This window comes from Bradyrhizobium sp. AZCC 2289, from assembly GCF_036924615.1.
Classification (GTDB): domain Bacteria; phylum Pseudomonadota; class Alphaproteobacteria; order Rhizobiales; family Xanthobacteraceae; genus Bradyrhizobium.
This window is the reverse complement of the sequence record NZ_JAZHRY010000001.1, coordinates 1,457,897-1,478,701: the sequence shown is the minus strand read 5'-3', so window position 1 is coordinate 1,478,701 and position 20,805 is coordinate 1,457,897. Positions and strand designations below refer to the sequence as shown.

General features: G+C 61.8%; 17 protein-coding genes and 2 pseudogenes. 12 read left to right on the top strand and 7 right to left on the bottom strand.

Features of this window, described 5'->3' with window-relative positions; all coding sequences use genetic code 11:
- Positions 1-11 precede the first annotated feature (11 nt).
- From V1289_RS07345 to V1289_RS07335, 3 genes are read right to left on the bottom strand one after another with little or no spacing between them, the layout of a single operon-like run.
- Positions 12-785 (bottom strand): SDR family NAD(P)-dependent oxidoreductase, encoded by a 774-nt coding sequence (locus V1289_RS07345; protein WP_334396309.1) that lies wholly within the window; start codon positions 783-785, stop codon positions 12-14.
- Positions 775-1,431 carry a TetR/AcrR family transcriptional regulator gene (locus tag V1289_RS07340; RefSeq protein ID WP_334396308.1) on the bottom strand — a complete coding sequence of 219 codons (657 nt, stop codon included), beginning with the start codon at positions 1,429-1,431 and terminating at the stop codon, positions 775-777. Before V1289_RS07340 ends, V1289_RS07345 begins: the two co-directional genes overlap by 11 nt.
- Positions 1,428-2,924 (bottom strand): AMP-binding protein, encoded by a 1,497-nt coding sequence (locus tag V1289_RS07335; RefSeq protein WP_334396307.1) that lies wholly within the window; start codon positions 2,922-2,924, stop codon positions 1,428-1,430. Before V1289_RS07335 ends, V1289_RS07340 begins: the two co-directional genes overlap by 4 nt.
- Positions 2,925-3,093: 169 nt before the next feature.
- Here V1289_RS07335 and V1289_RS49560 point away from each other — a divergent pair.
- From V1289_RS49560 to V1289_RS07280, 10 genes and pseudogenes are all read left to right on the top strand, one after another.
- Positions 3,094-4,345: pseudogene (locus V1289_RS49560) on the top strand (ABC transporter substrate-binding protein).
- Positions 4,346-4,445: 100 nt separating this feature from the next.
- Positions 4,446-5,348, top strand: a complete 903-nt coding sequence (locus tag V1289_RS07320) for a branched-chain amino acid ABC transporter permease (protein WP_334396304.1) — start codon at positions 4,446-4,448, stop codon at positions 5,346-5,348.
- The gene (locus V1289_RS07315; protein ID WP_334396303.1) at positions 5,345-6,376 is read left to right on the top strand and encodes a branched-chain amino acid ABC transporter permease; all 1,032 of its coding nucleotides are present in this window, start codon (positions 5,345-5,347) and stop codon (positions 6,374-6,376) included. Before V1289_RS07320 ends, V1289_RS07315 begins: the two co-directional genes overlap by 4 nt.
- Positions 6,377-6,378: 2 nt before the next feature.
- Positions 6,379-7,137 (top strand): ABC transporter ATP-binding protein, encoded by a 759-nt coding sequence (locus tag V1289_RS07310; RefSeq protein ID WP_334396302.1) that lies wholly within the window; start codon positions 6,379-6,381, stop codon positions 7,135-7,137.
- Entirely contained in the window at positions 7,134-7,850 is a 717-nt protein-coding gene (locus V1289_RS07305) for an ABC transporter ATP-binding protein (RefSeq protein WP_334396301.1), read from the top strand. The genes V1289_RS07310 and V1289_RS07305 overlap by 4 nt, the downstream gene beginning before the upstream one ends.
- Before the next feature lie 28 nt (positions 7,851-7,878).
- On the top strand, positions 7,879-9,096 hold the full coding sequence (locus V1289_RS07300; protein WP_334396300.1) for a CaiB/BaiF CoA transferase family protein: 1,218 nt from the start codon (positions 7,879-7,881) through the stop codon (positions 9,094-9,096).
- A complete protein-coding gene (locus tag V1289_RS07295) occupies positions 9,093-9,869 on the top strand; it encodes an enoyl-CoA hydratase/isomerase family protein (protein WP_334396299.1) in 777 nt (258 codons plus the stop codon). Before V1289_RS07300 ends, V1289_RS07295 begins: the two co-directional genes overlap by 4 nt.
- A complete protein-coding gene (locus V1289_RS07290; RefSeq protein WP_334396298.1) occupies positions 9,869-10,324 on the top strand; it encodes a MaoC family dehydratase in 456 nt (151 codons plus the stop codon). Before V1289_RS07295 ends, V1289_RS07290 begins: the two co-directional genes overlap by 1 nt.
- 5 nt (positions 10,325-10,329) lie before the next feature.
- Complete coding sequence (locus V1289_RS07285; protein ID WP_334396297.1) at positions 10,330-11,187, top strand: HpcH/HpaI aldolase/citrate lyase family protein; 858 nt, start codon at positions 10,330-10,332, stop codon at positions 11,185-11,187.
- A gap of 197 nt (positions 11,188-11,384) precedes the next feature.
- A complete protein-coding gene (locus tag V1289_RS07280; RefSeq protein WP_334396296.1) occupies positions 11,385-12,617 on the top strand; it encodes an acetyl-CoA C-acetyltransferase in 1,233 nt (410 codons plus the stop codon).
- Positions 12,618-12,712: 95 nt separating this feature from the next.
- Here the strand turns inward: V1289_RS07280 and V1289_RS07275 are convergent, their stop codons facing one another.
- From V1289_RS07275 to V1289_RS07265, 3 genes are read right to left on the bottom strand one after another with little or no spacing between them, the layout of a single operon-like run.
- Positions 12,713-14,302, bottom strand: a complete 1,590-nt coding sequence (locus V1289_RS07275) for an ATP-binding protein (protein WP_334396294.1) — start codon at positions 14,300-14,302, stop codon at positions 12,713-12,715.
- The gene (locus V1289_RS07270; RefSeq protein ID WP_334396293.1) at positions 14,299-15,003 is read right to left on the bottom strand and encodes a response regulator transcription factor; all 705 of its coding nucleotides are present in this window, start codon (positions 15,001-15,003) and stop codon (positions 14,299-14,301) included. The genes V1289_RS07275 and V1289_RS07270 overlap by 4 nt, the downstream gene beginning before the upstream one ends.
- A complete protein-coding gene (locus tag V1289_RS07265; RefSeq protein WP_334396292.1) occupies positions 15,000-16,460 on the bottom strand; it encodes a DUF4153 domain-containing protein in 1,461 nt (486 codons plus the stop codon). The genes V1289_RS07270 and V1289_RS07265 overlap by 4 nt, the downstream gene beginning before the upstream one ends.
- A gap of 271 nt (positions 16,461-16,731) precedes the next feature.
- Between V1289_RS07265 and V1289_RS07260 the strand changes: the two are divergent.
- Positions 16,732-18,111: pseudogene (locus tag V1289_RS07260) on the top strand (glycoside hydrolase family 3 N-terminal domain-containing protein).
- Positions 18,112-18,263: 152 nt separating this feature from the next.
- The gene (locus V1289_RS07255) at positions 18,264-19,292 is read left to right on the top strand and encodes an LLM class flavin-dependent oxidoreductase (protein ID WP_334396291.1); all 1,029 of its coding nucleotides are present in this window, start codon (positions 18,264-18,266) and stop codon (positions 19,290-19,292) included.
- Positions 19,293-19,304: 12 nt separating this feature from the next.
- On the opposite strand, the gene hydA is transcribed toward V1289_RS07255, so the two are convergent.
- Complete coding sequence (gene hydA / locus V1289_RS07250; RefSeq protein WP_334396290.1) at positions 19,305-20,759, bottom strand: dihydropyrimidinase; 1,455 nt, start codon at positions 20,757-20,759, stop codon at positions 19,305-19,307.
- Positions 20,760-20,805 lie beyond the last annotated feature (46 nt).

The following is a 20,805-nucleotide window of genomic DNA, read 5'->3' as shown; positions in this document are numbered from 1 at the left end:
TCCGTGTCCTCTTACGCTTCCGGTGCTTCCGGCAAACCGCCATAGGCGGCCCATGTGGTGCCTGCGATGAATCCGGCATCGACCGGCAGATTGATGCCGGTCACGCCGCTGCTCATCGGCGAGAGCAGCCAGGCGATCGCCTGCGCCACCTCGACCGGCTCGACCAGCCGGTTCATCGCCGTGGGGTGTGCAAGCAGATCCTTGTTCAGCGCGCCCGAAGCGATGCCGGCCTCGAGTGCGACGGTGCGGGTAAATCCCGGTGAAACGGCGTTGACGCGCACGCCGACGCGGCCCCATTCGGCCGCAAGCGTCTGCGTGATCTGAATGACGCCGGCTTTGGCGGCGGTGTAGGCGTGGATCGGGCCGGACGTCATGCCGGCGATGGACGCGACATTGACGATGGCGCCATGCCGCCGCTGCGCCATGCGCACGCCGACGCTGCGGGCGACCAAAAACGTGCCGCGCAGATCGATGTTGAGCTCACGATCCCATTGGTCCATCCGTACCTGTTCGACCGGATGCATCTTGCCGAACACGCCGGCGGCATTGACGAGGCCTGTGATCGGGCCGTGCGCGGCCTCGATATCGGCGATGCCGCTGACCACGGCGCTTTCGCTGGCGACATCGAACGGGGCGGGCCAAAGGATCGTCTGCGTTCCCGCGAGCGGCTCGGGCGCGATATCTGATATCACCACGCGCCGGCCTTGATCGGCCAGAAGCGTTGCAGTCGCGGCACCGATGCCGCGGCAGCCGCCGGTGACGAGGACAATGCCGTCAGCGGTCATGGCCGTTTCCGTTGTCGGGCACATTGAACAGCCCACGGGTAATCAGCTTTTGATAGGCCGTGATGACGTGATCGGGCACGGCGGTGACTGCGCCGTCGGAATAGGAGTAGCGCCGGCTGAGATAACCGCGCGCGCCCATCAACATTTGAACGACCGCTTCGAACTCCTCGTCGCGGTAGCCCTCGATGGTGCCGGCAAGCCGCGCGCGTTTCAGAATGCGGACATAGGCGGTCGAAATGTTGTCGAAATGCTTCTGGTAGCCGACTGGCGCAAAGAATTCAGCCTCGTTGAGAATGCGCAGGAATTCCGGTACCTCGCGGATGAAATCGAAGAAAGCGCTGAAGCGTTCGATTTCCTGCCGCGCGGTTTGCGGCGTGCCGGTCCGCTCGCGGATGAAGCGCACCATGTCGGTGCCGATCTTCGGCAGCAATTGATCGAGCAGTTCCTGGCGGTTTTCGAAATGATTGTAGAACGTGCCCTGTGCGACGCCGGCAGCTTCCGTGATGCGGGCGACGGAGGCCTCGGCATAACCATATTTGCCGACGACCTTGGTTGCGGCGTCGAATATCTTGCGCTTGGTCCATGCGTTGCGCTCGACGCGGTTGAGCTTTGTGACCTTGCCGGATGCTTGCGAGGTTTGCGTCATGCGTGGGCCTCCAGTTCGGCGCGCAGCACGCGCTTGAGCACCTTGCCGGATGGGTTGCGCGGCAGGCTGTCGCGGATGATCAACTGCTTCGGGATTTTAAAGCCGGCTAATCGTGCACGGCAGTGGTCGGTCAGATCGGGCAATTCCAGCGCGGTGTTCTCCGCCAGCACCACGATCGCGACCGGCTTTTCGCCCCAGCGTTCATCCGGCAGGCCGATGACGGCGACTTCGCGGACTTGCGGCAGTTCGTAGATGACACGTTCGACCTCGGAGGAGGCGATGTTCTCGCCGCCAGAGATGATCATGTCTTTCTTGCGATCGGTGAGATAGAGGAAGCCGTCCTGATCGAGATAGCCGACGTCGCCGCTGCGAAACCAGTCGCCGAAAAAGGCGGCCGCGGTTTTCTCCGGATCTCTCCAGTAGCCCTGCGTGACCTTCGGTCCCCGCAGGCAGATCTCACCGTTTTCGCCGGGTGCGAGACGATTGCCCTGATCGTCGCGGATTTCGATCTCGACATGGGCGATGGCGCGGCCCGTCGAGCCGATCTTTTCGATCTCGCGTCCGGCCTCCATAAAGGTGTCGCCGCCGCAGGTCTCCGTCAGTCCGTAGGCGTCGATGTAACGGGCATTTGCAAAATATTCGGAGAAGGCGCGGATACGTACCTCCGGCGTCTTCTCGCCGCCGCCGATTGCCCACCGCAGGCTGGAGACGTCATAGCGTTGACGAGCAGGGCAGGTGAGGATCGCCGAGGTCATCACAGGGGCGAACCAGGCGGCGTTCAGCTTTTCCGATTCAATCGCGGCCAGTGCCTGCTCCGGTTCGAAATTGCGGTGGATGGAGAGCATGCCGCCCTGCCAGAGCACCGCGATCCCCGGCAGATCGAGCGCGCCGACATGGTAGAGCGGACCGACCACCAGCAATCGCGTATCCGCGTTCAGCCCCAGCACCAGCGTCTGATCGGCCGATTTCCAGTAGATGTTCTCGTAAGTGAGCATCACGCCTTTGGGGCGATCCGTGGTGCCTGACGTGTACATCAACCGCATCAGGTCGCGCGGCTGCCGCGGCTGTATCGGCGCCGGCGCGATATCCGGCGCCAGCCGTGTGGCGCTCGATTGCGCGGCTTGGTCGAGCAGCACGACCGGCACGCCACCCGCGGCGATACCTGCGAGTTCTTCGTCTGCGATCAGAATGCGCGCGCCGGAATTGCCGACGATATAGCCGACCTCGTCAGCGGAGAGGCGATAATTGATCGGCAGAAACACCGCGCCGATGTGGCTGGTCGCGAACACGAGTTCGAGGAACGCGGCACTGTTTTTCATCAGGACCGCAACGACGTCGCCGGCGCCGATCCCTTGCGACGCCAGCCAGCCACCCACCTTGCAGATCCGCTGGTCAAAGCCGGCGTATGAAATGTCTTCGCCACGGTATTTCAGCGCGCAGCGGTCCGGGGTCCGCCGGGCGTGAAACGCGATGAAGCTCGAAAGATTGATCATTCGCCGCTCAAAAGGGCCGCTTTCGGCCTCGTTTCACCCTATATGAATTATGACTCGTAATTCATCTTTGGCTTGACGTCACCCCCCTTGCTCTGAAAACATTGTGGACATGGAGACGGAACGATCTCCGCCAGGGATTCCTGGGAATACGACCCACAGGGAGGGGAAAATGCAGAGAACCCGCAAACCGGGCATTAGCCGCCGCTCGACTCTTGCACTGATGGGCACCGGCGCAGTGACGTTCGCGACGCCATGGGTGGCGCGCGCGCAAGCCAAAACCATCAAGGTCGGCATGCCGACCATTCTGTCCGGCCGCGTGGCGCAACTCGGAACCTCATCGCGCAACGCGGTGATGCTGGAAGTCGAAAAGGTCAACGCCGCGGGCGGCTTGGCCGGCCGGCAGATCGAAATGGTGATCCGCGATTCCAAGGGGGCGCCGCAGGAAGCCGCGCGCGTCGCCCGGGAACTGGTCAACACCGACGGATGCGAGCTTCTGATCGACGCCGAGGCATCCTCCGGCGCGTTCGCCGTGCACGAAGTCGCGCGCGATCTCGGTGTGTTCTGCATTCACACTAACTCGGAAACCTCGGCACTGACCGCCGATCCGAAGCAGCACATCCCCAATGCGTTCCGCACTGCGCGCCAGGGCGTGCACGACTCGATCGTCGGCGGCGGCGGCAATCGCTAAAACCAAGGGCCTGAAGAAATGGGCAACCTGCGCGCCCGACTACGCCTACGGCCGCGACACCACCGGCGAGTTCACGCTGTATCTCAAGCGCTTCGCACCCGATGTCGAAATTATCAGCGAGTCCTGGCCGAAGCTGTTTCAGCCGGACTACACGGAAGTCGTCACCAAGATACTGCAGGCGAAACCGCAGGCGCTGTATTCCTGCCTGTGGGGCGGCGATCTCACCTCTTATATCGATCAGGCCAATATCTACGCGATGTTCAGCCAGATGGAAGTGTTCGCCGTCAACATGGCTGATTACACCGCGCTCACGGTGGTGAAGAACCTGCCGAAGGGCATTCATTCCGGCAACCGCTACATCAAGACCTATCCGGCGACCGCGGAGAACGCCGCCTGGGGCGACGCCTACAAGGCGAAATACAACGAGTACCCGACCAACTGGTCGTGGGAGAATGCTACCGCAGTCATGCTGATCGCCGAAGCGTCGAAGAAAGCCAATTCTGCCGACGGCAAGAAGATTGCGGAAGCGATGCGCGGCCTGACCATCAAATCGCCGTTCGGCGCCGATGGCACCGTGACGATGCGGGCCGAGGATCAGACCCTGATCGGCTACGCGATCGGCTGGGGGACGACGATCCCGCAAGAGCCCTACGTGCCGGACGTGAAGCCCGGCGACTGGAAGACTATTCTCGAACTCGAAGCCGAGTGGAAGAAGAGCAAGGGTTACGCCTGACAGTCCGGCGAAGGCGGGGGTGGCGCGAGGTGCATCCGCCAACCGCTGTACATTTTCTCGCGAGCCGATAAGCCCGGCCACGCCGTAACGGATATGTTCCTTGGATATCGACGCGCTCACCGGCTGTCTCGCCAGTTCCGCCTGTCTGGTGACGCAAACCACCAGCGGCTTCATCATCGGTATGCTGCTGTTTCTCGTCGCCGTCGGGCTGACGCTGATCTTCGGCGTGCTGAAGGTCGTGAACTTCAGCCACGGCGCCTTTTATATGTTCGGCGCCTATTTCGCGATGACGGCCTATCAGCTTTCGGGCAGTTTTGCGCTGGCGATGCTGTGCGGTGCCGCCGGTACCGCGCTCCTGGGCCTGATCTTCGAGCGCGTCTTCATGAGCCGGGTCTATGGCGCCGACGTATTGATGCAGCTCCTGGTCTGCTACGCCTTCGTCCTGATCTTCGACGACGTCGTGCGGATGGTGTGGGGCCCTGAATTCAAGTCGATGGGCATGCCCGCGGCCTTCCAGGTCGCGCCGCTGTTCATCGCCGGTGGCGTGGTGCCGCCATATTATCTGCTGCTGATCGGCGTTGCGCTGGTGATGGCCGTGATCCTTGGGCTCGGGCTTGCCCGCACCCGGCTTGGCAAGGTGATCCGGGCGGCGGCGCATAATCCGGGCATGGTGTCGGCGCTCGGCATCAATACCGGCCTGATCTATGGCGGCGTGTTTGCGCTTGGCGGCATGCTGGCGGGCCTTGCCGGCGCGCTCGCGGCACCCGTGCGTTCATTGACACCGGGCATGGGATTCTCGGTGTTGATCGAGTCCTTCATCGTCACCGTGATCGGTGGCATGGGCTCGATCCTGGGCGCGCTGATCGGCGCGCTGCTGATCGGCATGATCCGCTCCTTCGGATCGCTCGGCTTTCCCTTGTTCACGGAAGGCCTGATGTATCTGTTCATGGTGATCGTTCTGGTGATCAGGCCCACCGGCCTGTTCGGCAAGGAGGTCGCATGACCGAGCTGCAGGCCGGACGGACCGGCGAGGCCCTCAGCGTTGCGCGCGTCGAGGCCGGGTCGCAGCGCTCGCGCTACCTCGATATCTTGATTGCGCTCGCGGCTTTTGGCGTGCTCGCCAGCCTGCCGCTGTTCTTCGGCAGCAAGGCGCTGCTGGATTTTGTGATCCGTTGCTCCGCGTTCGGTCTGTTCGCGACCTCGCTCAATCTGCTGGTCGGCTACACCGGCATGATTTCGTTCGGGCACGGCATGTTCTTCGGTCTCGGCGCCTATGGTTTTGGGTTGATCATGCAGCGTACCGGCGTGCCGGTCCCGATCGCCTTTGTCGCAACGCTCGTCATCACGGCCGTCATTGCGACCGTGATCGGGGCGATCTGCGTGCGGCTGAAGGAAATCTATTTCGCCTTCGTGACACTGGCGTTCCAGATGCTGATCCACTCGACGATCCTGTCCTGGGCGTCGCTGACCGGCGGCGATCAGGGCCTGCGCGGGGGCATCCCACGTCCGGTCTTCCTCGGCATCGATCTGTCGAACCACGTGCATCTGTATGTCACGAGCTGCGCGCTGCTGGTGATCGGGCTGCTGTTGATGCGCCAGATCGCGCAATCGCCGTTCGGCTACACCTTGCGCATGATCCGCGACAACGCGAACCGTGCGAGTTTTATCGGCATCGACGTCTGGCGCGCCAAGCTCACGATCTTCGTTCTCGCCGCACTGTTTGCATCCACCGGCGGCATCGTCATGGCGCTGTTCGTATCGGGCGCCTATCCCGAATTCGCCTACTGGACGATTTCGGGCGAGGGCATCTTCATCAACATGCTCGGCGGCGTCACGACGTTCCTGGGCCCGATGGCAGGCACCGTTTTGCTGCTGATCCTCAATGATACCGTCACGCGCCTGACCGAGTATTACGGCATCGTGCTCGGCATTGTGATCCTGTTCTTCGCCATCGGCCTGCGCAAGGGCCTGATGGACTTTGTGGTCGAATGGTACGTGCAGCGCCGCGACAGTGCGGAGGAGCGTAGCTAGCCATGCTGGAGATACGCAGGCTTTCAAAATCGTTCGGCGGCGTCAAGGCGACCGACAACGTCACGCTCGACTTTGCCGAGGGTTCGCTGACCGCCGTGATCGGCCCCAATGGCGCGGGCAAGAGCACGTTCTTCAATTTGATCACCGGTGCGCTGAAACCGGATTCCGGCCAGATCCTGCTCAACGGCGTCGATATGGCGGGACGAACGCCGCCCGACATCGTGCGCCACGGTATCGGCCGGGCATTCCAGGTGGCGAGCATTTTTCCCTCGCTGACCGTGCATGAGACGATGCTGGCTGCGGTCTGTGCCGATCAGCGCCGCGCCAGCGTGCTGCACCGGCGCTTTCCGCTCGCCGAAACCCGCGACCGCGCCGAACACGCGATGGAATTGCTTGGTCTTGCCAGCAAGCGCAACCGCACCGCAGCGACGCTGTCGCATGGTGACCAGAAACTGCTCGATATCGCGCTCGCTTTGGTGCTCAAGCCCAAGGTGCTGCTGTTGGACGAGCCGACCGCGGGCATGGGGACCGAAGAACGCTGGCGGATGATTGACAAGGTCAGGGAGCTCTGGGAGAGGCAGAAGATCACCGTCGTGTTCATCGAGCATGACATGGATATCGTGTTCAAGATCGCGCCTGCGATCGTCGTGCTGTGCTACGGTCGGATTCTCGCCACCGGCACGCCCGATGCGATCCGGCGCAACGAGGCCGTCATAGAAGCCTATCTCGGCACCGAACATCACGCAGAGGCCGCGATATGAGCGAGCAGCCGGTCGTGCAGGTCGAGGACCTCGACGTCTATTACGGCACCAGCCAGATCCTGTTCGGGGTCGGCCTCTCCGTGCGGCAGGGCGAGACCATGGCGCTGCTCGGACGCAACGGTGCCGGCAAATCGACCACCATGAAGGCCATCATGGGTCTGGCGCCGGCGCGCCGCGGCAAGGTTACCTTGCGCGGCCGCGTGGTGTCCGGGCTGAAGCCCCATCACATCGCGCGGGCCGGCCTCGGCTTTGTGCCGGAGGACCGCCAGATCTTTCCCGAACATACGGTGGAGGACAACCTGGTCATCGGCCAGAAGAAGGGTCCCGATGGCGAGGACGAATGGTCGATCCGACGCATTTACGACGTGTTTCCGCTGCTGGAGCCGCTTCGCTACCGGAACGCGGGAAGGCTGTCCGGCGGCGAACAGCAGATGCTGGCGATCGCGCGCACGCTGATAGGCAATCCGGCGCTGTTGTTGCTGGACGAGCCGAGCGAGGGGCTGGCGCCGATCATCGTGCAGCGGATCGGCGAATTGCTGCGGCAGCTCCGCGGCACCGGCGCCACGGTGCTGATCGCCGAGCAGAACATGCATTTTTGCCTTGGCCTTGCGAGCCACGCGACGGTTATCGACAAGGGCCAGATCGTCTACACATCCGGGATCGAAGAGCTGAAGGCCAACGACAACATTCGTCAGCGCTATCTTGCGCTGTAGTTTTCAGCCAGCCGGTCCGGGAGCGTAAATGCCAGTTGAACGGAAGCTATCGCCGACGCACGACGCGCCCTATCGCGGCCTGCGCGTGCTCGATTTCGGGCAGGGCATCGCATCGCCCTATTGCGCGATGTTGCTCGGTGTTTACGGGGCCGATGTGATCAAGGTCGAGCCGCCCGAGGGCGACTGGTCGCGGTATCTCGGGACGACGTACGGCAGCCACACGACGCTCTCGGCCGTCTACAATCGCGGCAAGCGCAGCCTGTGCCTCGATATGAAGCATAAGGACGGCATCGCCGTCGCCCAAATGCTGGCGAGGGATTGCGATGTCCTGATCGAGGGCTTTCGGCCCGGCGTCGCCGCCCGGCTGGGCATCGGCTACGAAGACCTCGCGCGTGACAATCCCGGTCTCATCTATCTATCGGTCAGCGGCTTCGGGCAGGGCGGGCCATATTCAAAACGCCCGGGTTCGGATTCCGTAGCTCAGGCGTTTTCCGGTCTGGTGTCGATCAACGTCGGTAACGACAAAACCCCGCACCGGGTCGGCACCACGATCTCCGACGTTGTCACTGGCGTCTACGCCTTCCAGGCCATCGCCACCACGCTGTTTGCCCGCGCGACCGTGGGCACCGGCCGCTGGATCGACGTCAATCTTTCGCAATCGACCGCTGCGCTTCTCGGCCACAAGGTCGCCGAGCATATTCTGGAAGGCGGCGCGCCACGCGCCCTCAACGTGCCGGCGGGCTCCTATCAAACCAGCGATGGTTGGATGATGGTGACGCTGGTGAACGAGCCGCAATACAAACGCCTGTGCGCGGCCGTCGATCGCGACGACCTTGCCAGCGATCCGCGGTTTGCCGATTTTGCCGGGCGAGCGGATTCCGCCGATATGCTGATCTCGCAGATGCGGGAGGTCTTCCTGACGCAGCCGACCGACGCATGGCTGACGCGGCTGCACGCGGCAGACATCATTGCCGAACGCATCCTCAATCCCGGCGAATGGCTGCGCAATATCCACGTCGAAGCGACCAGGGCGGCGGTTTGCCAGGACACGCCCGGCGTCGGCCCGGTCTATGCCCCGCGGACGCCAGGCATCGCGAGCCTTTCCGAAGACAGGCTATGCCCCGCGCCGGATGTCGGACAGGATAGTTATGCGGTACTCATCGAAGCTGGTTTCGAGCGCGGTGCCATCGACGATCTGGTCAAGGCCGGCGCTGTGCGTCAGGCCAAAGGAGGCGGTACATCATGAGCGCTGAACTTGTTCGCTATTCTGTCTCCGACAACATTGCGGAGATCATGCTCGATCGCGCGCCGGTCAATGCGCTTAGCATGGCGCTGATCGACGCGTTGCTGGCGGCGCTGGCAAAGGCGAGGGATGACGAGACAGTGCGCGCCGTCATCATCGGCAGCGCACACAAGGTATTTTGCGCCGGGCTTGATCTGGACATCGTGCGCGGTAAACCGGGCATCGAAACCAAGAAATTCCTCGAGCGGCTGTACTTTGCGCTGAACGATACCCAATACCGGATGGGCAAGCCGACCATCGCAGCGATCGACGGCGCGGTGCGGGCCGGCGGCATGACGATTGCCATTTCGTGCGACATGATCATCGCCGGTGATGCCTCGACCTTCGGTTATCCCGAGATCGACGTCGGGCTTATTCCGGCCATCCACTTCGTGCAATTGCCGCGGCTGGTCGGCAAGCATCAGGCGTTCGGCCCGCTGTTCCTGGGCGAGCCATTCGATGCCGCGACCGCGTTTCGCATGGGGTTGCTCAGCGAAGTCGTGCCGAAGGGAGCGGCGCTGGATCGTGCCCGCGAGATTGCGCGGCGGCTCGCCGCCAAGTCGCCTATTGTCATGAAGATCGGCCGTGATGCCTTCATGCGCGCAGTCGATGCCGATTTTCGGCGGTCGGTCGAGAATGCGGCCGAAAGTTTCGCACTCGTGGCGACCACGGAAGATTGCCAGGAAGGCTTGAACGCGTTCGTCGAGAAGCGGACGGCCAACTACAAGGGACGGTGATGGCTGGGTTATATTTCGAAGAGTTCGAGGTCGGTCGGGAATTTCATCATGAATTCTCAAGGACTGTGACCGAGATGGACAATACGTTGTTCAGCCTGCTGACGATGAATCCGCAGCCGCTGCATATCGACGCCCATTTCTCGGAAACTACCGAATTCGGCCAGCGGCTGTTCAACAGCCTTTATACGCTTGGCATCATGATCGGCATGAGCGTCTATGATACGACGCTCGGAACCACCGTCGGAAATTTGGGCATGACCGACGTCAAATTCCCAAAGCCCGTGTTCCACGGTGATACGCTGAAGGCGCACACCAAAATTATCTCCAAGCGCGCCAGCAAGTCGCGGCCGACGCAGGGCCTGGTCGAGTTCGAGCACACCATGACCAATCAGCGCGGGGAGGTGGTTGCGAGCTGCCGCCGGACCGGCCTGATGCATTGCAAACCGAAGGCTTAAAGCCGATGCGCTCGTTCCTGTTCGTTCCCGGCGACAGCCTCCGGAAGTTCGAAAACGCCAAGAAGACCGCGGCCGATGCCTTGATCCTCGATCTCGAGGACTCGATCGCGCCGGACGAGAAGGTAGGTGCGCGGCGCACGGTGCGCGAGATGCTCGATGCCCGCAATCCGAGCCAGAAAATCTATATCCGCGTCAACGCGCTCGACACCGGCATGACGCTTGGCGACCTTGCGGCGGTCATACCCGGCCGGCCCGACGGTGTCGTGCTGCCGAAATGCGCGGGCGCCGCCGATGTCAATCGCCTCTCTCTGTATCTCGATGCGTTCGAGGCCGCTTCCAATATTGAGGCCGGCACGACGCGGATCGTCACCGTCGCAACCGAGACGGCGCGCGCGGTGCTCAAACTGCTCGACTTCGAGAATATGAGCCCGCGGCTGTGGGGCATGATGTGGGGCGCGGAAGACCTCGCCGCATCGCTCGGCGCATCGCGGAACCGCACCAACGGGCGTTTTCACAGTCCGTTCGTACTTGCCCGCGATCTCTGCCTGATCGCCGCGGCCGCCGCCGGCGTCGTCGCCATCGACACCATCGCCACCGACATCAATGACCTCGAAAGCTTACGGGAAGATTCGATCGCGGCGCGTCAGGATGGCTTTCTGGCCAAGGCGGTGATCCATCCCAAGCATGTCGACGTCGTCAACGCCGCGTTCATGCCGACAGATGAGGAGATTGCGTGGTCCGAGAGAATCGTCAAGGCGTTCAACGACAATCCGACTTCCGGCGTGGTGAAGATCGACGGCAAGATGATCGACAAGCCGCATCTGCGGGCGGCGGAGAAGATTCTCGCATTGCGCGGGCGGTAGGTTTGATAATCTTGTAGCCCGGATGGGCGAAGCGATTCCGGTCCATGGCATCTGGTTCCCCGGATTTCGCTTCATGGCTGATGCCACTACCGGGAAGCGCAGACCCGCGTCAAATGCCTGCCGCTTGCCCCGCGAATTGACTTTGCGCCGCGATCGTCGGCAAATACGGTCAACCAAAATTCTCTGAGGAAAACCCCATGGTAGACGCGCTGATCATCGACGCATGCAGGACGCCGCGAGGCATAGGCAAGGCGGGCAAGGGCGCACTCTCGGGCATCCATCCGCAGCAAGTCGGGGCCGCGGTATTGCGCGCGCTCGCCGATCGAACCGGTATCAATACTGCCGACGTCGACGACGTCATCTGGGGTACCAGTTCCCAGCGCGGTCCGCAGAGCGGCGACCTTGGCCGGATGACGGCGCTCGATGCCGGCTATGACGTGCGCGCCAGCGGCGTCACGCTGGATCGGTTTTGCGGTTCCGGCATTACCAGCGTCAACATGGCGGCCAACTCGATCATGTCGGGCTCGGAGGACCTCGTGATCGCTGGCGGTACCGAGATGATGTCGATGGAAGGCCGCCGCGGCGAGGGGCCGTTCATGATGGACGCCGGCAATCTTCGCCTGCGCGCCCGTCATCCGCAGTCGCATCAGGGCGTCTGCGCGGATGCCGTTGCGACGCTGGAGGGCATCACGCGGCAGGACGTCGATGCACTGGGCCTTGAAAGCCAGAGGCGCGCAGCCGCCGCCATCAAGGGCGGTCATTTCGACAAGAGCCTTGTTCCGGTTCACCGCGAGGATGGCAGCCTTGCGCTCGATCGCGAGGAATATCCGCGCCCCCAGACCACGCTCGAGGGACTTGCCGGACTGAAGCCCGCGTTCACCGCGGTGGCGGACTATCCGCTCGACGACAGGGGCACCACCTATCGCAATCTGATTCTGGAAAAACATCCCGGTCTCGATATCAACTTCGTGCATCACGCCGGTAACTCCTCCGGCGTCGTCGACGGCTCGGCGGCAATCCTGCTGGCGTCACCGAGTTACGCCAAGGCGCACGGCTTGAAGCCGCGTGCCCGCGTCGTCGCGATGGCGAACATGGGGGATTCGCCGACTCTGATGCTGAACGCACCGGTGCCGGCGGCGCGCAAGGTGCTGGCCAAGGCAGGCCTCACGCTCGACGATATCGACCTGTTCGAGATCAACGAGGCGTTTGCGGTTGTCGCCGAAAAGTTCATCCGGGATCTCAAGCTCGACCGCGACAAGGTCAACGTCAATGGCGGCTCGATCGCGCTCGGCCATCCGATCGGCGCGACCGGTTCGATCCTGATCGGCACCGTGCTCGACGAACTGGAGCGGCGCGATCTCAGGCGCGGTCTGGTGACGATGTGCGCCGCCGGCGGCATGGCGCCGGCAATCATCATCGAGCGGGTCTAGGGCTAATTTGTTTGACGCGTTTTCTTCACGCGAACCGGTACCCACCCCCGGATCAAGTCCGAGGGCATGCTTCGCTCGAAAACGCTATGAGCCTCTCAGCCGACCGGAAACTGGAGCTCGAACGCGACGCCCTTGTCCGACGGCAGCAGCCGGATCGATCCGCCGTGGCTGGTCATGACGGCTTGCACGATCGCGAGCCCCATTCCCGTGCCGCCGGTATCGCGGCGCGTCGTGAAAAAGGCGTCGAATATCTTTTCCCGGTTTGGTTCGGAGATCGGGTCACCGTCATTGCTCACGGTCATCCTGACCGTCGTATCCTCACCGACCGCTTCCAGCCGCACATGCTTCGCATTGTGACGGATGGCGTTGTCGGTCAGATGTGACAGGACGATCAGGGCTTTTTCACTGGACATGCCGATCGAACGTTCGAGGCAGCCGTTTGCGTCGATGGCGCGCGTCGGAAACCGGCTTTTCAGCCCCCCGACTACCAGCCCTAGTTCAGTGTGCTCGTTTTGCGGAGCGGTTTCGGCGCGGGCCAGCTCGCGCAGCCGCTGAGTCATCGCCTCCAGGCGCTCGGTGTCGCCCAGAATGTTCGACACGAAGTTCTTCTGTTCCATCCGCGTGAGATTGTCGGACTTGCTCTGCAGCGAGTCGAGCAGGAGCTCGGCCGCGCCCTTGATCGACGTCAGCGGCGATTTCAATTCGTGGGTGAGGTGCGACGAGAAGATCGCAATATAATCCGACCGTCGCGACAATTGCTCCGCCATGTCCAGGAAGCTTTGCGACAATTGCGCAAATTCGCGCGTACCGTAATGCGCGAGCGGCTGAAACGCATCGCCATCGCCGCGGCTGATACGCGCGGCGCGATCGATCAGTTCGCGCATCGGCTGGGTGATGGTCCGGGAAAAGACCAGGCCGATGATGATGGTCGCGAAAATGACGGCCAAACCTGCCAGGATGAACTTGCCGCGCTCCTGATAAAGATGATCGAAGATATTGCTCGGTGTTCGCGATGTGTAGATGACGCCGGCAACCCGGTTGTTGACGATCACGGGCATCGCCGAAAATACGTGAACGCCGACGCCACGGCTGATGGAATAGATCGGGGGAGGGGGCTTGTCCGGAACCCGGATCCGCAATGCCGCGCGATACTGTCCCTGCAGCGCGGTTGCGACTTCCTCGATATGGGCGAGCGATTGCCCCATTTCCTGCCGCCCGGCGATTACGACGCCGCGCGGATCGAGAATCCGAAATCCGGCGAGCGTGACCTTCTGCGTCTCCAGAATGATCGGCATCAGCCGTGCGCCGATCTCGACGTAGGCCGGATCGGCCGGCGCGCTGGCGGCAAGCGCATCAGGCCGTCGTCGCAGCAGGTCGTTGCCGGCCAGATCGAGCGCAGGCCGGATCGGGGTGACCTGCTCTTCCGGATCAGGGCGTGCGCCCAGCGGGATTTCAGCGCCGAGAACGATCCCGGCGTCGAGGCGGCTTTCCACTTCACGTGCGAAGACCGCTGCCAGCACCCGGCTTTGAGCGATCAACTCGGCCTGGGTCTGGTGAATAAGCTGATTGTCATAGAGGCGGAAAAAGAAAAGTCCGACCAGAGGCAGCGCGGCCACCGATGCCAGCACGGCAAAAATGACCAGGCCCAGCGACGGTCGCCATTTTTCGTTCCTCGGCTTCATCATGCCTGTGGCTCGCATCGCCCGAGCTTGAAGCCGACACCGTGGATCGTCTCGATCACGTTGTCGCAGTTCACGGCGGAAAGCTTGGCGCGGATATTGCGAATATGGCTGTCGATGGTGCGGTCCGAAACCTGGATATTGAAGTGATAGGCCGCCGTCATGATCTGCTCGCGACTGAAAACCGCGGTCGGCCTTGTCAGAAATGCCCTCAGGATTCCGAACTCGATGGCCGTCAGGCGAAGCGGCGTGCCCGAGAACGCCGCGACGTGCTGCTCCGGATCGACGGAGAGACTGCCTTGAGAGAGGGCCGCCGGTGGCGTATTTGTGTTCGGCCCGCGAGAAGCGCTGCGGCGCAGGATGACATTCACGCGCGCGACGAGTTCGCGCGGGCTGAACGGTTTGGTGACGTAATCGTCGCCGCCGATCTCGAGGCCGAGCACGCGGTCGATTTCGTCGTCACGCGCCGAAAGAAACAGGATCGGAACATCGGAGGATTTTCGGACTTCCCGGCAGACGTCCAATCCGTCGAATTCCGGCATGCCGATATCCAGGATGATGAGATCTGGCCTGTCGGCGGCGAAACGGGTCAAGGCTTCCTTGCCGTCCCGCGCCTCGAATACGGTCATGGCGGCTTTCTTGAGCGCGACATGGATCACCTCGCGAATATGCAGGTCGTCGTCTACGATGAGGATGCGGTGTGTCAAACGTCTCTCCGGGCCGAAAGTCGTCGGCTTGCCGAGGTCTTCCGGTGGTCGTCGAGGAAGCGCTGCAGCCGCCAGCGCCGAAAACCCCAGGAATGCCAGGAAGCCATTTCCCTACGTTGTTGTTCTACAAGACAATTACGGCGGGAAACAAGATTAGGGTCGGCGCCGCGAAGCTGAATCGCCCTATCGATGGCCGGTAACGCCTGGGGCCCAAGCTGAACCAGATAGTTCATGTCGATCTGGACGCCCTGGCCGGACGCTTCGTGGCCGTGGCTGACATTATAGTCGGCAATAATGGCGGCGAAATTGATCAGCGAGCAGATGTAGAGCGTTGCCGTCAGGGCGATAAGGTTCCCGCGGATCAGCCAATCGTTGGATCTGTGCAGGATGATGCGGGCAACAATGAGTAGAAGCCCCAGTGCGACCAGCAGCATCCAGATGAACGCCGCGACGCGCCAATAGGTCAGCAAGTAAATCTGCACATAGAGGTCAAGGCGAAGTATGGAGGAAGCCACCAGCAGGACGTTCTGCGCCACCCACAGATAGACCAGCGGCCGGATCACCTTTGATCCTTCGGCCGGACCGCCCGGTCTCATCGCCGCCAGGACGAAGCCTGCCGCCAGCAGCGCCGTGAGGATCAAGGGATAGGCGCCGCGATGCGCGTAGGCCGCGTAGCTGATATCGGCGGGTAAAGCCACATTGCCCCAGAGATAGATCACGTCGAGAAGGGTCTGGACCGCAAACAGCAAATTAAACAGGATCAGGGAACGCAGGATGGTCGCAACACCGAGGAAGCCGGAGAAATCGGGCGGTGTTTTGTGTTCGTGCTCGATGGCTTCGGCCGGAGTTTCCACAACCTCGGCTTTCTTGCGCCACCAGACATGAATGAACGGCCAAACGATTGATAGCGCCACGGCCCAGAACAGCACTCTTCCGAAACTGACATAGGAGGCAGCGTTGCCCGGATTCATCAGGTTGATCCACTTCTCCAGTAATGGATTCGCCGAGACGAGCAGGGCTGCAAAGATGCTTCCGAAAAACAACGGAATGAACCATACGGTGAGACCGGTCGTCAGCGCCGGGAGATTGAACACGCCGATGGCGTCCCGGAAAAACCGGAATGGACCGATCAGAAACAGGTCGCACAGCGCCGCGGCCCGGTCTGCCAGGCCAACCAGTTCGCGGCCGGTTGTCAGCAGGAGGCCAACCCCGAGCGCCAGCACCATCAAACACAGCGAGACGGCGTTGAATTCCTCGATGGCGGGCACAAGGCCGGCGATGACGAGGACACCAGCCAGCAACGTCTTCTTTTTGTTCAAGCGAGAGAAATTGGTAAGCAGCGATCCGCATGCCACAGCCAACGCAAAAACGACGGCCGATATTCCAATTTTCTCGCCGTAGAACAGCCAGTCGGCCAGGGCGGTCAGACAGAGGGCGATCGCAAATTTAACCGGCAAGATGTCTTCTTGAGCGGACCGGACGTCGGACTCCGCCGTGGAGAAGCTCGTCATTTTCGCGCTATCTATCGGGAGGGGAATATTGTGAACCAATGCGATCGAAGGGTTGTCGCAGAGCCACCACCCGTCATTGGCTAGTCGTGAGGGAACAGGCATTCGATGACCGCACTCCTGGTTTGTAGTAGGAACTATCGATCGCCATTGTGCAGTCGGCTGGAAGGCCGTCTGCAAGAGTTCAGGATTTTCATGCAGTTTCTGTGCAGACGCGGTTATGCGTTCGCCTCAAGCAGGCAAGTTTGATACCGGCAATGGTCCCGCCCGGTTACACGGGAGCACCGTCACCTTCATGCAAATCCTCAGACGTGTCGGCGTCATCCTGGTCTGGTTCGCCGGACTGGTTTTCGTTTTCGCCGCAGCCAACAAGAACGATCCCTATTTGATCGCGCTACGAGGCTCCGGAAACGTCGTTCTCACCGTGACGAGTCTGGCTGCTTTCGCGGTCTTGATCCGTCGCGGCTACTGGAGCAGGCGAAGGATCGCAGGAAAACTGCTCGTCCTGATGTGGTGTTTGCCGTCATTGGCGATGCTGGGCGCGCATGTTTTCTTCGAGGTCCGCAAGAGAAACGTGCTGCAAACCGACGCCGCGCAGGCTCGCAGCCTCGGAAAGCATTTCGTTGTGGGCTATTCGTCGTTCGATGAAGTGGCGACGCTGGCCGAGAAGGGCCTGATCGCCGGCATCTACATCACCAAACATAACGCGAAGGACAAGACGGCAGAGACGCTGAAAGCTGAAATTGCCGCGCTTCAAGACAAAAGGCGCGCCGCGGGCCTGCCGCCGTTGTCAGTCGCGGCCGATCAGGAAGGCGGTATTGTTTCGCATCTGTCGCCGCCCTTGACCAAATTGCTGGCGCTATCGACCCTGGCCAACCTTCCGCCGGATATTCGTGCCGAGAAAGCAAAGGAGTTCGGGCGTATTCACGGCGAGGAACTGGCGGCGCTTGGCGTCACACTCAACTTCGCGCCGGTGCTGGATCTGCGGCCTGAAGTGTAACGCAACCGGTTCGATTTCAACACGCTGATCGGCTATCGCGCGATTTCAAGTGATCCGGCCACGGTCAGCGAAATCGCGCGGGCCTATATTCGTGGTCTCGATGCGTCGGGCGTCGGCGCTACCGTGAAGCATTTCCCGGGATTGGGACGCGTTCGTACTGACACCCATCATTTCAACGCCGATCTCGACACGCCTGTGGAAGAGCTTGAAGCTTCCGACTGGCGGCCGTTCAGGGAGGTTCTGGCCGCCTCGAAGACTCAACTGATGATCGGGCATGTCACGCTGACGGCAATCGATCCCGATCGGGCGGCGTCGCATTCGAAGGCTATGGTCGACGGGATCATCCGCAAGAAATGGAACTATCAGGGTGTCGTCCTCACCGACGATTTGGTGATGGGCGCGATCTATCAACACAACGTCTGCGCGGCGGTGGTGGAGGCGCTCAACGCGGGTATTGATCTGCTGCTGGTCGCTTACGACGGCGCGCAGTTCTACCGGATCTTTGCCTGCGCCTCGGACGCGTTCGGCCGGGGAAAGCTTGATCCTGCGATGCTGCACGACAGCGAGGCGCGGCTGAATCGTGCTTTTCCGGTGGACTAGGGAGGGGGACACCAGGCGGCCGATGGAGGCGGGCAAGGCGGCCTGATCTCGATGCTGGTAGATCGAGACTTGTCGATGTAAAACCATCCGACGACGCACCGGCCGCCGCTTATGTCAGCGTGGCCCGTAAAAGACGTCGATGGGGTGGTGCAATGCAGTTCGGGATCTTCGATCAGAACGACCACGGGCCGTACCCGCTCGGCGAACAATACGAACGCCGGCTGCAACTGATCGAATTCTACGACCGGGCGGGATTTCGCACCTACCACATGAGCGAACATCACTCGACGCCGCTCAATCTGACGCCGTCGCCGAGCGTGTTCCTGGCGGCGGTCGCACAGCGCACCGAACACCTTCGTTTGGGTGCGCTGGTCTATGTGCTGCCCGCGCATCATCCGCTGCGGCTCGCCGAAGAAATCTGCATGCTCGACCATCTGAGTGGCGGCCGCGTCGAGGTCGGTATCGGCCGCGGCGCGTCGCCGCATGAACTGCAATATTTTGGCGTCGATCCGGACCAGGCACAGGCGATGTATGTCGAGGCCTATACCGTCGTCATGCAGGCGCTGACGCAGGCCGAAGTGAATTTCAAAGGCAAGCATTACGTATTTGAAAATGTGCCGATCGATATGAAGCCGGCGCAGCTTCCGCATCCGCCGCTGTGGTACGCGGTCCCGGTGCCGGAGGGAGCGGCATGGCCAGCACAACACCGGATCAATGTCGTCTGCGGCGGGCCGCTGCAGCGTGTGCGCGAGATCACCGACCGCTATCGCGCTGAATGGGCGGCAGCCGGAAATTCCCTGGATGAATTGCCGTTGCTTGGGATCAACCGTTTCGTCGTTGCGGCCGACACCGATCGCGAAGCGACGGAACTCGGCCGCCGTGCCTGGCCGGTGTTTTACGCCAGCTTCATGAAGCTTTGGAAAAAGCATGGCACCCAGCCACGCTATGCCCGAATACCCGAAGATTTCGATACGGTCGTGCAGAACGGCGGCGCGATCGCGGGATCACCGGGCACCATCCGCGCGCAGGTGAGAACGATGACGGAGGAAGCGGGGGCGAATTATTTCATCAGCCAATTTTCCTTCGGCGATCTCAGGCATGGGGAGGTGTTGCATTCTGCCGGCATCTTTGCCCGTGAGGTGCTGCCGGCAGTGCGGGAACGCGTGGCGCAGGCGATTTGAGAAACTCAACGCTTAAGGAGTTATGCCGGAGCGCCGCACCGCTTTTGTCGCGGTTTGCAACTTCCAGGTCGAATTGGCGACGTGAATCGGCGAAAACGGGGGCCGCTCGATATAGCGGCCGTCACCTTTGTCCGCACGCAGGTCGCCGTCTTTCCAGGCGATCTTGCCGCGCGACAACGTGGCAACAGGCGCGCCCGTGCAGGCGTAACCCTCGAACACGTTATAGTCGATGCGGCTGAGCTGACCCTTGGCGCTGATGGTCTTGCTCGCCGTCGGATCCCACACGACGATGTCGGCGTCCGAACCGACCGCGACCGCGCCCTTTCGTGGGTAGATATTGAGGATGCGGGCGATATTCGATGAGGTCACTGCGACGAATTCTTCTTTCGTCAGCCGGCCGGTGTTGACGCCGGCGGTCCAGAGCACCGGCATGCGATCTTCGAGGCCGCCGGTCCCGTTGGGAATTTTGCGAAAATCGCCGGTGCCGATCCGCTTTTGCTCGGTCGTGAACGCACAGTGGTCGGTTGCGACCACCTGAAGCGAACCGGACTGCAGCCCGGCCCACAGGCTGTCCTGATGCACCTTGTCCCGAAATGGCGGCGACATCACGCGCCTGGCCGCATGGTCCCAATTCCGGTCTTCATACTCGGTCGCATCGAGCAGCAGATGCTGGATCAGGGGCTCGCCGTAAACGCGTTTGCCGCTGGCGCGGGCCCGCGCGATTGCTTCGTGCGCCTCGCGGCAGCTCGTGTGCACGACATAGAGCGGCGCGCCGGTCATATCGGCGATCATGATGGCACGGTTGGTCGCCTCGCCCTCGACCTCCGGCGGACGCGAATAGGCATGGCCCTCGGGGCCGAAAATGCCGCGTGCGAGGACCGCTTCCTGCAGCCGGGCCACGACGTCGCCATTTTCGGCATGGACCAGCGGGATGGCGCCAAGATGGGCGCAGCGTGCAAACGAGTTGTAGATTTCGTCGTCATTGACCATCAGCGCGCCCTTGTAGGCCATGAAGTGCTTGAAGGTGTTGATGCCGTATGTCTTGACGACAATCTCCATCTCGTCAAACACCTGCTTCGACCACGACGTCACCGCCATGTGGAAACCATAGTCGGCGGCGGCCTTTTCGGATTTTCGCCGCCAGTCCTGATATGCCGCGAGCATGGATTGCCCGAGGTCGGGAATGCAGAAATCGACCACCATCGTTGTGCCGCCGGCAAGCGCGGCCTTCGTTCCCCACTCGAAGTCGTCGGCCGACACGCTGCCCATGAACGGCAGTTCAAGATGGGTATGCGGATCTATGCCGCCCGGCATCACATAGCAGCCGCCGGCATCGATCAGCTCTACGCCCCTGGGCGGATCAATCGAGGTACCGATAGCCAGGATTGTCTCGCCGTCGACGAGAACGTCCGCGCGACGGGAATGATCGTGGTTTACTACCGTGCCACCGCGGATGAGGAGGGGCATGGAGTCTCCGATATCAGATCTACGAGGATGACAGCGAAGGGTCGGG